The sequence below is a fragment of the Colwellia sp. MB02u-10 genome (genome assembly GCF_014077185.1).
Lineage (GTDB): Bacteria > Pseudomonadota > Gammaproteobacteria > Enterobacterales > Alteromonadaceae > Cognaticolwellia.
On the sequence record NZ_JACGVK010000115.1, the window covers coordinates 57,432 to 73,483 of the forward strand.

Annotated in this window: 10 protein-coding genes and 1 pseudogene; 5 read left to right on the forward strand and 6 right to left on the reverse strand. The window is 40.2% G+C overall.

Annotation, left to right across the window (positions count from 1 at the left end; genetic code table 11):
* Positions 1-127: 127 nt before the first annotated feature.
* From H4J59_RS08865 to H4J59_RS08885, 5 genes are all read left to right on the forward strand, one after another.
* Positions 128-1,969 (forward strand): DUF1302 domain-containing protein, encoded by a 1,842-nt coding sequence (locus tag H4J59_RS08865; RefSeq protein ID WP_182238641.1) that lies wholly within the window; start codon positions 128-130, stop codon positions 1,967-1,969.
* Positions 1,970-1,999: 30 nt separating this feature from the next.
* Positions 2,000-3,361, forward strand: a complete 1,362-nt coding sequence (locus H4J59_RS08870; RefSeq protein ID WP_182238678.1) for a DUF1329 domain-containing protein — start codon at positions 2,000-2,002, stop codon at positions 3,359-3,361.
* 99 nt (positions 3,362-3,460) lie between these two features.
* The gene (locus H4J59_RS08875; protein ID WP_182238643.1) at positions 3,461-5,431 is read left to right on the forward strand and encodes an alkyl/aryl-sulfatase; all 1,971 of its coding nucleotides are present in this window, start codon (positions 3,461-3,463) and stop codon (positions 5,429-5,431) included.
* A 72-nt stretch (positions 5,432-5,503) separates the two neighbouring features.
* Positions 5,504-7,129: a GMC family oxidoreductase gene (locus H4J59_RS08880; protein WP_182238645.1), complete on the forward strand. Its 1,626-nt coding sequence runs from the start codon at positions 5,504-5,506 to the stop codon at positions 7,127-7,129.
* Between the two features lie 15 nt (positions 7,130-7,144).
* Positions 7,145-7,426 (forward strand): DUF1145 domain-containing protein, encoded by a 282-nt coding sequence (locus H4J59_RS08885; RefSeq protein ID WP_182238647.1) that lies wholly within the window; start codon positions 7,145-7,147, stop codon positions 7,424-7,426.
* Positions 7,427-7,681: 255 nt separating this feature from the next.
* On the opposite strand, the gene H4J59_RS08890 is transcribed toward H4J59_RS08885, so the two are convergent.
* From H4J59_RS08890 to H4J59_RS08915, 6 genes and pseudogenes are all read right to left on the reverse strand, one after another.
* Positions 7,682-8,383 (reverse strand): VC0807 family protein, encoded by a 702-nt coding sequence (locus tag H4J59_RS08890; protein WP_182134977.1) that lies wholly within the window; start codon positions 8,381-8,383, stop codon positions 7,682-7,684.
* A gap of 173 nt (positions 8,384-8,556) precedes the next feature.
* A complete protein-coding gene (locus tag H4J59_RS08895) occupies positions 8,557-11,256 on the reverse strand; it encodes a nitrate reductase (RefSeq protein WP_182238649.1) in 2,700 nt (899 codons plus the stop codon).
* Between the two features lie 130 nt (positions 11,257-11,386).
* Positions 11,387-12,841, reverse strand: a pseudogene (gene nirB / locus H4J59_RS08900) (nitrite reductase large subunit NirB); the annotation flags it as partial.
* Between the two features lie 116 nt (positions 12,842-12,957).
* On the reverse strand, positions 12,958-14,142 hold the full coding sequence (locus tag H4J59_RS08905; protein WP_182238651.1) for an alginate export family protein: 1,185 nt from the start codon (positions 14,140-14,142) through the stop codon (positions 12,958-12,960).
* A 60-nt stretch (positions 14,143-14,202) separates the two neighbouring features.
* Complete coding sequence (locus tag H4J59_RS08910) at positions 14,203-15,063, reverse strand: ABC transporter ATP-binding protein (RefSeq protein ID WP_182238653.1); 861 nt, start codon at positions 15,061-15,063, stop codon at positions 14,203-14,205.
* Positions 15,064-15,087: 24 nt separating this feature from the next.
* Complete coding sequence (locus tag H4J59_RS08915; RefSeq protein ID WP_259369456.1) at positions 15,088-16,044, reverse strand: ABC transporter permease; 957 nt, start codon at positions 16,042-16,044, stop codon at positions 15,088-15,090.
* Positions 16,045-16,052 lie beyond the last annotated feature (8 nt).

The window sequence follows — 16,052 nt, forward strand, 5'->3', positions numbered from 1 at the left end:
ATTTAGCGAAATATTAATTAAACCATTGGCGTAATGTAAATGCGAAAGAAATATTACATTACTTATTACAATTATAATAAAAAACATTACAACTGACCTATTACAACTATAATGACAGGCGAATAAAATGCTAACTAATAACTGTAAAATCAAACCATTAGCTCTGGTTGTTGCTATGGCACTGGGTACATCCTCAGCGCAGGCCGTAGACTTTAATTTTGGTGAAGACGATGACATTCTACTGCAAATCAACTCACAATTAGACATTGGCGCAAGTTGGAGACTGGGTGATGCTGACCCTCGTTTTATTGGTGCAACCAATGGCGGGACAGGTTTTACCTCTACTACAGATGATGGCAACTTAAACTATGCCAAGCATGATGCCTATTCAAAAATAATAAAAGGTGTACATGATCTGCAGTTGAGTAAAGGTAATTTTGGTGCTTTTGTTCGTGTTAAATATTGGTACGACTATGCGCTTAAAGATAGTGACGTGCTTCATGGTAATTCCAACAATGGTTACACGCCAAATACCCCATTAAGTGATGATGGCTTTGAAGACAATACTAAATTCTCAGGTGTAACATTACTTGATGCTTATATTTATGGTGCATTTGATATAGGTACCTCTCCTCTGGACGTGCGTTTAGGCCGTCAAGTGGTGAGCTGGGGTGAAAGCACCTTTATTCAAGGCGGTATGAACTCATCTAACCCTTTTGATGTCGCCGCCTTACGTCGCCCAGGCGCGACATTAAAAGAAGGTATTTTACCTGTGGGTATGCTCTACGCTAACTTAGGTTTAACCGGTGAACTAAGCATTGAAGCTTTTTATCAATATGAGTGGGAAAAAACTCAAATTGATGGTTGTGGTACCTATTTCTCCGGAGCCGATTTTGCCGCCTCTGGTTGTAACTTTGTTTCGGTAGGACCTTTTGGCGATCAAGCCGGTTTAGCCGGAGGTTTTGCTGCTGAACGACAAGCAGATGTTGAACCAGATGACGGTGGTCAATATGGTATAGCGGCGCGTTATTATGCTGAAGAACTCAATGATACTGAGTTTGGTTTGTACTACATGAATATTCACTCTCGTGTGCCACTAATTAATGCTGTTCGTACCCGTGTTCCTTTAGCAACAGGAAGCCCTACACCGGTTTTTGTTCCTAAGATGGTCGACCCAACAGGCGGCGCTTTAGCGGCACTAAATCCTGGTTATAATATTGAATTTCCTGAAGACTTAAAATACTTTGGTGCTAGTTTTGCCACCAATGTTGCCGGTGTGGCTTTATCAGGTGAGGTTTCTTACAAGCCAGATACACCTATTCAAATTAGTGGTCCTGAAATATTAAATGGTGCATTGTCTGAATCACCGGTATTACGTTTCAGCCCAAGAGTTACTGCTGTTGGCTATGGCCAAGAAGTTCAAGGTTGGGATGAATTTGATGTCACCCAACTACAAGTCACTGCGATTAAATTCTTTGAAAATAGGTTAGGTGCTTCTCGCATAACTGTTATTGGTGAAGTTGGTGTGATTTTAACTGATGGTGTTGAAGACTCTGAGCAACATTATGGCCGTAATTCTGTCTTTGGTTTAGGTGACTTTGATGCCGGTGGTGGTTTTAACTGTAGCAATTTAGTTGCCGCAGGTGCTTTATCAGGTGATTGTCGTGCCGATGGTTTTGTTAGCGATAATGCTTGGGGCTACCGCATGAAAGCTATCTTTACTTATAGCGATGTTTATGCGGGCATATCATTAGAGCCAAGTATTTTTTGGGGGCACGATGTGAGTGGCTATTCGCCAGATCCAGGTCAGCAATTTCATGAAGGTCGCAAAAATTTAGGGGTTTCTGTACAAGCTTCATATCAACAAAAATACTCTATGACGCTAGGTTACAACAACTACTCAGGTGGTAGTCACAGCAATTTAGAAGATAAAGATTTAGTTTCGCTGTCATTTGGCATTTCATATTAGTTATATTGCAAAAAACATAAGAGAATTATGATGAAAAAAAATATTACAACAGCAAGTTTACTCATGCTATCACTCATTAGTAGTTATACCTTCGCCAAAGTGACTGCAGAGCAAGCTGAGCAATTAGGTAAAACGCTAACGCCATTAGGTGCTGAAATGGCGGCTAATGCCTCGGGTACTATTCCGGCATGGACTGGTGGACTAACCAGTAAAAATACGACAGCAAGTGCAGACTCAGGGCGCCCCGCCAACATTTTTGCAGAAGATAAGGTTTTGTTTTCAATTACTAATGCAAATTTTGGTGATTACAAAGCTAATTTAAGTGCCGGTCAAATCGCTATGTTTGAGAAATATGCAGACTATACAATGCCTATTTATCAAACCAGAAGAACAGCCGCTTACTCAAATGATCTTTATGATGTTGTGAAGAAAAATGCGACCACAGCTGAATTGGTGCAATCGGGTAATGGTATCGCTAATTTTGATACCACTATCCCTTTTCCTATCGCGCAAAATGGCTCAGAAGTTATTTGGAATCACATCACGCGTTATCGTGGTGGTACGGCTAAACGTTTTTTGACCACGATTCCTGTACAAGCAAATGGTTCATTTGTGCCCGTAAAAATGAATGACCAATTAGTTTGGCCTGAGTTTTTAAAAGGCGGCCGTGATGCTGAAGAAGATGCCAATATATTGTTCTATTATTTGCAACAAATTACTGCGCCATCACGCTTAACAGGTACTGCGCTATTGGTTCATGAAACTATAGATCAAGTAAAAGAAGCACGTAAAGCTTGGGTCTACAATGCAGGACAACGTCGTGTTCGTCGTGCACCTAATGTGGCTTATGACGGCCCAGGCGCAGGTACTGATGGGTTAAGAGCGACTGATAACTATGATATGTACAATGGTGCTCCTGATCGTTATGACTGGAAATTAGTTGGTAAAAAAGAGCTTTATATTCCATATAATGCTTATAACTTACTAGATACCACAGCAAAATATGAAGACTTAATACAAGCAGGTCATCTAAATGCTGAGCATTTAAGATATGAGTTACACCGTGTTTGGCAAGTTGAGGCGACACTAAAAGAAGGTGCTAGACATATTTATGCTAAACGTACTTTCTTTATTGATGAAGATACTTGGGGCGCTTCTGTTATAGATCAATATGACGGTCGTGGTGAATTGTGGAAATTATCAGAAGCCCACAACATCCAATTCTATGATGTTGATACCCCTTGGATGGTTGCTGAAACCTTACACGATTTAAATTCTGGTCGCTACTTGGTGACTGGTTTAAGTAATGAAGAACCCACCTTTATGATTTGGGGCGAAAAAGTCAGTAGACAAGACTTTTCAACTTCAGCGCTTAGACGTTTAGGTCGTTAATTAAGGTAAAGAAAAGTAAAATCTAGCTGATTAATAGGGTTAAATTTATTTTCAACCGTATTAATCAGCTTTTTTTATCGCTTATTTAAGAGAAATGATATGTTAAAACGTACTTTTGTATTTTTATATTGTGCTTTATTAGTCACTATGAGTGCTGCTCATGCTAATACTAATACCGAGCTAAAACCCGCCAGTAAATATACCCTTGCTCATCAAGCGAAATTACTGAAAAACTTACCTTTTAGCGATAAACTTGATTTCTCCTTGGCGGAAAAAGGCCTGATCAAACGGCCTGAAAAACTCATTATTAAAGACACCTCGGGTAATGTGGTTTGGGAACTCGGTAATTATCAATTTTTACTTAATAACCCTAATATAGACACGGTTAACCCCAGTTTACTCCGTCAAGCTAAGTTAAATATGGCTTATGGCTTGTATCAAGTAACCGATCGCATTTATCAGGTCAGAGGCTACGATTTAGCCAATATTACTTTTATTAAAGGTGATAGCGGTTGGATTATTTTTGACCCCCTATTAACGGCGGCGACCTCTAGCGCTGCATTAGCCCTAGTGACCGAAGAACTAGGTCAATTCCCGGTAAAAGCCGTAGTGTATAGTCATGCACATGCTGACCATTTTGGTGGTATAAAAGGCGTGGTTAGCCAAGCCCAAGTTGACTCTGGTGCCGTAGAAATTATTGCCCCGCGTGGTTTTATGGCACACGCGATTAAAGAAAATGTCTTAGCCGGCAATGCGATGACGCGTCGTGCCACCTACCAATATGGTAACGCGCTGGCAAAAGGTCCTAAAGGCCAAGTTGACGCCGCTATTGGTAAAGGCTTATCTACCGGCTACATCGACTTGATTGCACCGACGAGAGAAATTTTAGCCGATGAAGAAACCATTATTCTTGATGGTATTGAAATGGTCATGCAAAACACCCCAGGGACAGAATCACCCGCTGAAATGAACACCTATTTCCCCCAGTTTAAAACCCTCTGGTTGGCTGAGAATGTTACTGGCACACTGCACAATATTTATACCCTACGTGGCGCTGAAGTACGCGACTCACAAGCGTGGAGTAAGTTTATAAATAAAGTTATTTATCGTTTTGCTCAGGATAGCGACATCATGTTTGCTTCGCACTCTTGGCCAAGATGGGGCAAGGAATACATTATAGAAGTGTTAGAGAAACAGCGTGATATGTATGGTTATCTACATGATAAAACGCTAAATCTTGCCAACAAAGGCGTCACCATTAATGAAATACACAACCAATTAGCGGTACCTGACGTGTTAGCGCACCAGTGGTATAACCGTGGTTACCATGGCTCTTATTCTCATAATGTTAGAGGTATTATCAATAAATACTTAGGTTTTTATGACGCTAACCCGGCAACGCTTAATAAGTTGAGTCCGGCGCAATCATCGGTTAAATATATTGACTTGATGGGCGGCGCAGAAAAGGTACTAACTCAGGCGCAAAAAGCTTTTGATCAAGGCGAATATCGCTGGGTAGCTGAGTTACTCAATCACTTAGTTTTTGCTCAGCCAGAAAATAAGCAAGCAAAAAACCTGCAAGCAGACACCTTAGAACAATTGGGTTACCAAGCTGAGAATGCCGGCTGGCGTAATAGTTATCTAGCGGCCGCTTTTGAATTGCGCCACGGCATACCTACCCAGGCTAAAGCCACTAAAGCTGGCCCAGATATCATCAAAGCTATGAGTAGTGAATTGATTTTTGATTTTCTGGGTGTGCGGTTAAATACCGACAAAGCCTTGGCGCATCAATTTAAAATTAATTTTGTTTTCCCTGACCGTAATGAAAAATTCCTAGTCGAGTTAAGTAATGCCCATTTAAATAACATTGAAAATATTCAAGACAAAGCCGCAGACTTAACGGTTACTATCGACCGAAAAGATTTAAACCTTTTACTGTTAAAACAGCAGTCATTTGGGCAATTGGTCAAATCTGGAAAAATGCAGCTCGATGGCAATGGCAAAGTCTTTGGTCAACTATTGATGATGATGGATGAATTTCCATTCTGGTTCAATATTGTTACGCCGTAGTGAAAGTATATATAAGTATAAATATAAAAATAAAAACGAATTAAGCCAATTTGAACAAGTGAGGTTTTTGTGATGAACACTCAAAAAAAATCAGCCAACGAGTTTGATTATATTATCGTTGGCGGCGGCTCAGCAGGTTGTGTGTTAGCCAATCGCTTAACCGAGAATGGTAAATTTACTGTTTGTTTATTAGAAGCCGGTGGTGATAACAAGAGTATGTTAGTTAATACCCCAGGCGCTTTTTCAGCCTTTATGTTTTTGAAAAAATTCAATTGGAGTTTTAATGCTAAGCCTAAAAGTGATATTCGTCACGGTGCTGCCCTGTTTGTGCCTCGTGGTAGAGGTTTAGGCGGTAGTTCTGCTACCAATGCCATGCTGTATCTTCGTGGTCAAAAACAAGACTATGACCACTGGGCTGCTTTAGGCAATGAAGGTTGGGCATTTGACGATATTTTACCTTACTTTAAAAAGTCAGAAACTAACCAGCGCGGGTCAAGTGAATTGCACGGTGATAGTGGGCCTTTACAGGTCACTGACCGGCCGGTTTTTTATGAAATCAGTAAACGTTATATTGAGGCGGGCAAACAAGCGGGCTTTAAATTTACCGATGATTTTAATGGCAGTGATCAAGAAGGCGTTGGCTATTACCAGTGCACCATAAAAGATGGTAAGCGTTGCTCGGCGGCGCATGCCTATTTATTGCCGGTACTTGCTAGAGAAAATTTGACTGTATTAACCGATGCACAAGTCAGTAAGGTACTGATAAAAGACCAACAAGCCTATGGCGTTGATGTGGTTATTAAAGGTAAAAGTAGCAGTATAACAGCTAAAAAAGAAGTGATCTTAAGTGGTGGAACTATCGCTTCACCGCAGTTATTAATGCTCTCGGGTATTGGTGATAAAAATGAACTTAACGAGCAGGGTATTGATTGTGTTCATGAACTTAAAGGTGTGGGTAAAAACCTACAAGAACATGTTGATGCCTGTATCTTAGTCAAAAGTAAAAAAACCGATGGCTTTACTGTGTCAGTCACTGGGTTACTGAAAATGCTGCCCGATACGGTGAAATATATTATGGCTAAAAAAGGTAAGCTGGCCAATAGTATTCTAGAGGCGGGTGGCTTTATTAAATCAAGTGAGCAGGTGCAAAGGCCCGATATTCAATTACATATGTTGCCATTGTTATATGACGATAATGGTCGCGACCTGAAACTTTTATCACAGCATGGTTTTTCATGTCATATTTGTGTTTTACGGCCAGAAAGCACTGGCACGGTATCGCTAAAATCTGCTAATTATCAAGACGCACCAGAGATTGATTTTAACTTTTTTTCTGATCATGCAGGAAAAGACAAAGCGGTGATGATTGATGGTATGCGACAGTTGCGTAAAATATTAACCGCGCCAGCATTAGCCGAGCATTATGATAATGAAATGCATCCAGGCAAGGCTTTTGAAACCGATGAACAAATTTTTGCTAAGGTAAAAGAGCGTCTAGGCATAGTGTATCACCCTGTTGGTACCTGCAAAATGGGCCATGATGATATGGCGGTGGTTGATCATCAGTTAAAAGTTCATGGTATTAAAAACCTGCGAGTCGTTGACGCTTCAATTATGCCAACGCTGATCAGTGGTAACACAAACGCGCCAACAATGGCGATTGCCGAAAAAGTGTCAGCGCTGATCTTGAAAAATTAATTGAGGAATATGCAGATGTTAAATGTCGTTATATATAGTCTTAAAGCTTTACTGACCAGTTTATGGGTTTTGGCAATATTAGGTTTATTATCGCTATCACCACTACCAGCAGACTATCAACTTTATGCTTTTACATTAGCGGGTGTGGCGCTTTTAGTACACTTTATTGAGTTTTTTTCGATGAAAGCTAAGTTTAAAAAACAAAGTGGTTTAGCCATGAACTTTGTGCAAACCATGCTTTGGGGCTTTGGTTATTGGCTGCCGATTTTGAAGCGATCTAAAAAGCAAGTTGATTAAGATGAAAATATTTATTTAACAATATGTTAGGGTAAATAAAAACCACATCCAGGCAACTGGCTGTGGTTTTTTTATGGGATTTTAACGCGAGTTAAATCTATTCTTAAGTCTACAAAGAGCATAATAAGCAGATAAAAAAAGAGCTTACACAACTAATGTAAGCTCTTCTGGTAAGGATTTTTTATACCTAGCTAAGCATACCTTTAAAACCGATAGTAACTAAGTCTTACAGGGGTAAAGGTAAACTAAATAGCGTTATTTTTCACTGTTCAATATATTGTCTAATTTTAAATCCGTTAACTTCATGGTACTTCTGACCACATAAAACATAATCGCAATTAGCATGATCATCGAAGGTATCGCAATCACTGGATAACTTAATAGGGTCATCTCACCTAATTGCTCGTTAAACTCCGTAGTACCTGCAGGGCTAACGACAATCCATTTCGCTAATAAGTAATTCATGGCAGCAGAAAAAACAAAGGTGGTGGATAAAAAGTGATTTGCCCGCTGAATTTTGGCTTTAAACTCATCAGTTTTATTTTTATTTTCGAGGGTTTGATAGATTAACTCTAAGTTAAACACCAGCGGATTTAATAATATTTTGGCAATTAAGGGTTTGCCCCAAAAGCCAGAAATGAGTACCACTAAACCAATGGCTGAGGGAATGGCGGCTTCTTTAATGGCTAGCCATTGCACATCTAACTCAAATAAACCAATACCCCCGGTTAATAAGGTGCTTATAAAGCCAAGTAAGGCAATGAAGTTCATGGACTTGTTTTTAATAAAATCATACAAGCCATAACCGAGTGGAAATAATAACGCCAATATTAAGGCATATACAGTGCCTAAATATTCATCCCCCGATAATTTCATTAAAATAACCGACGGAATAGCAATATTAAAAATAATCTCTAAAAAGGTATTAGGACGTTTAGCGGGTGTTTGAGTTGACATTATATTTCATTTTAAGGTGCAACTGACCATAGCCAGTTTATTTAAGTCTACCGGCATTTTAGCTAAAAATAGCTAAAATGTCATGTTATACCCATGCAGTGATTTTGAAGGTAAGATTTACTCGCCAGAGCCATCATCATTTCAGTGCTGACATTAAAATGATGATGGGAAAATTATGCGAGCTCTGCTATAAAAGTGGTGTTAATTATTTCTGTGGAATTTATGCTGTATTCATCAAGTAAAACACTGAGCTCTGGTTTGCAGGAACCACAATTAGTACCACATTTTAAGTTATTACCTAGTTGTTCAACTGAATTACAGCCCTTTTTAATAGCACTAATGATGTCTTTTTCACCGACATTAAAACAACTACAAATTTGTTTACCTTGAGCGAATTCATCACTGGAAGTGCCCGATAATAGAGACTGAATATCCTGCTCTAGTAAGATTTTTTGACTGAAAACATGCTGAAGCCAAGCGTTTTCAATGCTCGGATTAGTGGCCGAGCTATAACATAAAAAGGCTAATTTTCCTGCTTGTAAACAAACAACGTACTGGGTATCTCCTTGACTAAATTGTCGCCATTCGCCCGATATTTGACTACTTGTTTGACACCAATGCAAAATATCTGTTTCAGGCTGCGTATTAGCAAATTGAAAACTCATGCCATAACTTGTGCGAGCCTTGGTCCAAAATTCGTTAGTTATTTCAGTTTGAGCAATAAAATCTTCGCTAATATGCAGTTGTCCAAATTGCTGGAATGCTGTCTTGCTTAAAGCGATAGCCCCGTGTTTAAGTTCAGGTTGACCAGAAAGTGGGTCGGCAATGCTCGCATACAAGTTGCTGACATTGGCGCTAGAAGCAAACTGCTTATTCCAATGAATAGGCATGAAGCATTCATTAGGGCGTTGATTTTTATCTAGTTTCGCATGTACACTTGCTTGCCCTGTGTCGGATGAGATATTGACTATTTCATCATCAACTATCTTTAACCGTGCAGCATCGACAGGATTGATATAGAGATAACATTTATCGGTATGCGCGGTAAGTTGCGACGCTTTACCTGTGCGGCTCATGGTGTGCCATTGATCTCTTAACCGACCGCTGTTTAATCGAAAGGGAAATTTTTCCGAGGTTTTTTGTCTTGGCTGGCGCGGCGAAATCGGAAAAAAGAGTGCTTTACCTGAAGGTGTAGAAAATTGTCCATCTTCAAAGACGCGTTTTTTACCTTCAGGGTAGCTGTTATTCACGGGCCATTGTACCGGTTTTAAACGGTCATATTGTCTTGGCGTAATGGTTGAAAATGCAGAAATATCAAAGACACGTGCGCCATTATTTTCAAAACCTGACAATTGAGCAAACTCTCGAAAAACCTCACTAGCATGCGAATAATTAAAGCCTGAAAAACCCATGGCGGTGGCAACTTCTGCAATAATTTTCCAGTCATGTTTGGCTTGGCCATTAGGGGCTATCGCATTAGTTTGACGTGAGATGCGGCGCTCTGAGTTGGTTACTGTACCGTTCTTTTCTAACCATGGCGTTGCGGGTAGTTTTACATCAGCAAAGTCTAAGGTATCATTATTTTCAGCACAGTCTGAGACCACGACAAACTCACACTTATTCAAGGCCCGGGCGACTTTTTTACCATCGGGTAAACTTACCATGGGATTAGTCGCCATTATCCAGACCGCTTTAATTTTACCTTCGTCCATAGCGTCAAACAGATCAATGGCTTTATAGCCGGCTTTATCAGCGATAGTGGGCGATTGCCAAAAGCGCTGTACTGTTGAGCGGTGCTCAGGGTTTTCAATATCCATATGAGCGGCTAATTGATTAGACAAACCGCCGACTTCTCTACCGCCCATAGCGTTGGGTTGGCCTGTGATAGAAAAAGGCCCACAACCGTCTTTAGCTATTTTTCCGGTGGCTAAGTGACAATTAATAATGCTTTGGCACTTATCCGTGCCTGAGTTTGACTGGTTGATGCCCATTGAATAAAAGCTCAGTACTTTTTCAGTGTCGGCAAATAATTGATAGACACTGGCAAGGGTTTGTTGGTCAAGATCGCAATAGGCTGATACTTCAGCGAGTGACCATTTTTTTGCCGCCAAGAGTGCGGCGTCAAAACCTTGGGTATGTTGCTCAATATAGTCATTATTTAAGCCATTGTTAGCGCTTAAGTAATTTAACAGACCGTTAAAAAATGCGGCGTCAGTGCCTGGTTTTATTGGTAAAAAATAATCAGCTATTTGACAGGTTGCGGTTTTACGTGGGTCAATAACCACAACTTTCATGGCTGGATTACGTTTTTTAGCGCGTTCAATACGCTGATATAGTACGGGGTGGGTCCAAGCGGCATTAGAGCCAGTAATTAATAACAGCTCAGTACTGTCTAAATCATCATAGCTGCAAGGCACAACATCTTCACCAAAACTGCGTTTATAAGCGGCAACAGCTGACGACATACAAAGGCGTGAGTTGGTATCAATGTTGGCTGAGCCTATATAGCCTTTCATTAATTTATTCGCCAGATAATAATCTTCAGTCAGAATTTGTCCTGAGACATAAAAAGCGACCGCATCAGGGCCATGCTCTTTAATAATTTGTGCAAATTTATCCGCCACATGGCTTGTCGCCGTTGACCAATCAACTGTTTGGTTATTTATTTGTGGTTCAAGCAGGCGGTTGGTTAAATCTGTGGTGGCTAATAAATTGCTGCCTTTTACGCACAGTTGTCCAAAATTGGCGGGGTGCTCCATTGTGCCCTCTAATCCAGAGGCCTTGCCATTTTTAACTGTGATATCAATACCGCAGCCGACACCACAGTATGCGCAAGTTGATTGAACAATATGTGACGATTGAGAACAACTCATAAAATTTACCTTTAAAACAGAGAATGATATACAGCCCGCTTGATATGGGATGTTTTGCTAGTTTTGTTTATTTGTTTATTTGTTTATTTGTTTATTTGTTTATGTTCGAATTTTATTCGATGACACTCAGACAAATATCTTGTTTAACTTTCACAGCACGGCTTTCAAATTCTGCCTCAGCCAGACTTTTCAATAAAGCGCTACAACCACCACATCCGCTACTGGCTTTAGTACAGATTTTAATATCATCTAGGGAACAAGCCCCTTGAGCGATTGAGCTGATAATATGGCCTTTTGTGACCTGATGACATGAACAAATAATGGCGGTATCAGGTAATGCCGTAACATCTAATGTCGGTTTTTCTCCTGATGAAGGCAATATTAGCGCTTCGGGTGATGCAGGTAAATCTATGGCATTAAGCAGGTATTGTAATAACGAGTCGTATTCACTGCTATCACCAATTAACACCGCGCCGAGCATTTTTCTTTTGTCACTCGAGAGCACTATTTTCTTGTATACACCGGCCGGTTGATTTTGATAGGTATAGGTTATTGCCCCCGGGGTTTTTGCGTGTGCATCACCTATTGAGCCTACTTCAACACCCATGAGTTTTAATTTAGTACTCATATCGGCACCGGTAAACAAGGCTTGTTCACCCATAATATGTTTTGCGGCCACTTTAGCCATCTGGTAACCCGGTGCCACTAAACCAAAAATAAAGTTGTTCCAAAGGGCACATTCACCAATGGCATAGATATTTTCATCTGAGGTTTGGCATTGGTTATTAATTACTATACCGCCTCGTTCACCCATTTTAAGCGAGAATGATTTGGCTAGATTGTCATAAGGGCGAATACCTGCGGAGAATAAAATTAGGTCGGTTTCTAGTACGGTGTCATCACTAAAACACAGTTTATAACGACAGGTTTCGCCGTCTTCAATCACGCTAGTGGCTTTTGATGTATGTACCACGACACCCAAAGCTTCAATTTTTTCTTTTAATAAGCGACCGCCACCAGCATCAATTTGCACGCCCATTAATTGTGGCCCAAACTCAACTACATGGGTTTTTAAACCTAAGTGGCTTAAGGCATTTGCGGCTTCAAGGCCAAGTAAGCCACCGCCGATAACCACCCCCACTTTACTGACATTGGCACTAGCTTGAATAGCGTCTAAGTCATCTAGGGTGCGATAAACCAAACAATGCTCGCGGTCTTTTCCTGGAATAGGAGGTACAAAAGGATAAGAGCCAGTGGCTAAGATGAGTTTGTCATAAGCGATAACTTGGCCGCTTTGCGTGACAACATGTTTATTGCTGCGATCGATATCAACAACTTTGGCATTAGTTTGAAAATTTACCGCCCAATCTTGGTAAATTTTTTCGTCAGCCATGGCCAGATCTGCCGCTGTTTTACCGCTAAAGTATGTTGAAAGGTGAACACGGTCATAAGCAAGGCGAGGCTCTGCTGATAAAACAGTTATCTCAATGGCTTGGTCAGCTGTGTTCAATTGAGCCAATTGCTCAACAAAATGGTGACCCACCATGCCGTTACCGACCACGACAACTTTTTTTTTCTCTATGATTTGTTGGTTACTTGAGCTAATTTTATTTACCTGCTGCAATAGTGATATGGGTTTACAATTTGTGATAACGCTTAACAAACCTGTTGAGCGTTATCATTATAAGTGTGTTTGGTGAGCTAAAATTTTGCACTTACCCAAAGCCAGATTTTATCCGTATCCACTTTACCTGCAGTAGCATCGCCTGCTGAGTAAGCCGCATACTTTAAGCCTGCTTTATAATTCTTAGCGAATTTTTTCGCGTAAACGGCATTAATTTCGCTACCTAAATCATCAACGGTATCGGTTGCTTCATCAGCAGAATAATCATGAATTGTGACTGTCCAACCGCCGCCGAATGCTTTACCTGACACAGAGGCATAAATATCCACCAAGCCTTCTTTTGGTGTGCCTAAAAACTGATCTGCCCAACCATTGAATTTATGCAGTGTTGCCAGTGGTGTTGAAAATCCATACATTGAATCATCACTGCCCAGAACTTCTGCACCTAATTTAAGGGTTACCACATCAAAGCTGTAGCCACCTTGAATAGCCATATAACTTGCAGAATAGTCAGTAGCACCACTTTCTGAATCTTGAGTAGCAAATTCGGCTGAATATGAAAACTTGTCTTTTTTACCGTTAAAACTCACCCCGAAAGTATCTAAGCTATTCGCTGTTCCTTCATCAACTTCTAAGAGATAGCTGTAAGCGGTTAGTTTGCCATAACTCGTTTTGTAGGCGAGGTTAAGTAAATGATCTTTTGCATCAAAATCTTTTTCATTGGAAAAAATACGATTACGTTTATTAATGTAGCTATAGCTCATTTCTACATTGTCTAAGGCTGCATAAGTTACGGTCGCTGCATCAAATGTTTGTCTATCTTGACGCCATCCCACATGCCCAACATAACGATGATTATCTAAGGTCAGTACTTGGCGACCGACTTTAGCAGTGACGCCATCTTTTTTATATTGCACATAAGCTTGGTCTAATTCAGTCGTTTCTGGATCGGCAATAACAGCATATTCAGTATTATTACCCACGGCATCGTTATACTTGTTAACACCCGCTACTTGGCGTGAGTCTTCAAATTCAATAACAGCGGTAAAATCATTGTAGCTAGCACTGGTGTAATTTAGACGAGTTCTTAGCGTTAACGCTGAGGCATCTTTTTTGGCATTGTCTTGATCAACTGTTTCATATCGCAAGTTTAAATCTATACTGGCTTTAGCTTTAGTCTCGCTATTTGCGGTTGCTGAAGCACTTGCACTTGCTAACAAAATCAGTGCAGTAATTTTTGAAAGTTTATGAACGGTTTGCATGGTTTATCCCTTAAAGTTTTTTTAAATAAGTTTTATAATTTTTTAATTTAGCCAAATGTATTAAGCAACACTGGACGTGTTTTGTTTTACTTCAGCTTTTTCAGTTTTTTTGGTTGATTCAGCTGTGGGAATAACTTCAACTTTTCTTTGTTTTTCATACAAAAAAGTTAAAACAGCTGAGCGCAAGCGGTTATATTCAACATCTTCTGCTAGCGCTAAACGGTTTCTTGGATGAGGTAAGTTGACGTCTAATATTTCGCCTATTGTCGCGGCTGGCCCGTTGGTCATCATGACAATACGATCTGATAATAAAACAGCTTCATCTACGTCATGGGTGATCATGATGACGGTGTTGTTAAGCTTTTGCTGAATTTCCATTAATGAGTCTTGCATATGAGCTCGCGTTAAAGCGTCGAGTGCACCAAAAGGTTCATCCATCAAAAGTACTTCTGGTTTCATTGCTAAGGCTCTGGCAATACCAATACGTTGTTTCATACCGCCTGAAATTTCATCAGGACGCTTGTCTTTTGCATGATCCATATGAACTAAACGTAAGTTATGCTCGATCCATTCTTTCATCTCGCCTGAAGACATTTTATTTTTGAAGACTTGTTTTACCGCTAACTCAATATTTTGATAGGCGCTTAACCAAGGCAACAATGAATGGTTTTGAAAAACAACTGCACGTTCAGGACCTGGCTCTGTTACTTCTTTGTTATTTAATAACACGCCACCCAATGTTGCTTTGTGTAAACAGGCAACAATATTTAATACGGTTGACTTACCACAACCCGAATGGCCAATAAGTGAAATGAATTCACCTTTTTTGATCTGTAAATCAACACCCTTTAACGCGGTAAAGTCGCCTTTAGGAGTTGGAAATACCATATCTACTTTGCTGATGTCTAAAATAATGCTCATGTGATTTCCTTAATCCTATATTGGCTAAAGTTGTGCGCTTGATTTGTCCCAAGACAATATTCTTTGAAGTTGCAGCATGGTTCTATCAAGCAGGTAGCCAATAAGACCAATCGTTAATACTGCCGTCATAATACGGCTAAGAGATTGTGAGCTGCCGTTCTGGAATTCATCCCAAACGAATTTCCCTAATCCTGGACTTTGTGACAGCATTTCAGCCGCAATAAGTACCATCCAAGCAATGCCTAATGACATTCTCATGCCCGTAAAAATGGCAGGAATTGAGGCGGGTAGAACAATCTTTTGAATATGTACGTGCTTAGGTAGGCTTAATACTTTACTGACATTCACCCAGTCTTGATTCATTGAAACCACACCAAAAGAGGTGTTGATAACCATAGGCCAAAGGCTACATAAGGTGACCGTGATTAATGAAGTGATAAATGATTTAGCAAACATAGGGTCAGGAGATACATAAAGCGCACTGACCACCATGGTTACTATGGGTAACCAAGCCAAAGGAGATACAGGTTTAAAAATTTGTATTATGGGGTTAATTGCCGTGTTTAAAGTTTTACTTAAACCAATGGCAATACCTAATGGAATAGCAATAACAGCAGCCACTAAGAAGCCACTTATTACAGTCACTAAACTGGTGAATATTTGGTCTAAAAATGTTTCTTTACCGGTATAAATTCGTATTTTAGCTTGATAACTTGGATCTTTTGCCATGCGCACTTTATTTCGTTCGTCTTGGCGAATATAAAAAGCGTCTGCTTTGTCGCGCTCAGCATTATGTTCATCAATTAAATTAACCACTTGAGTCGCCACTGCACTGGGTCCTGGGAACTTACCAAGTGAAGTATCAATGCTATTAGCCGTTAACGACCATAGCAGCATAAAACAGAAGATACCGGCCATAGGTAATATCAACGCTTGTGCCTTTTCTGAAATAAAGGACCTGATCATTTTGTTATTACTCATTGGCACAA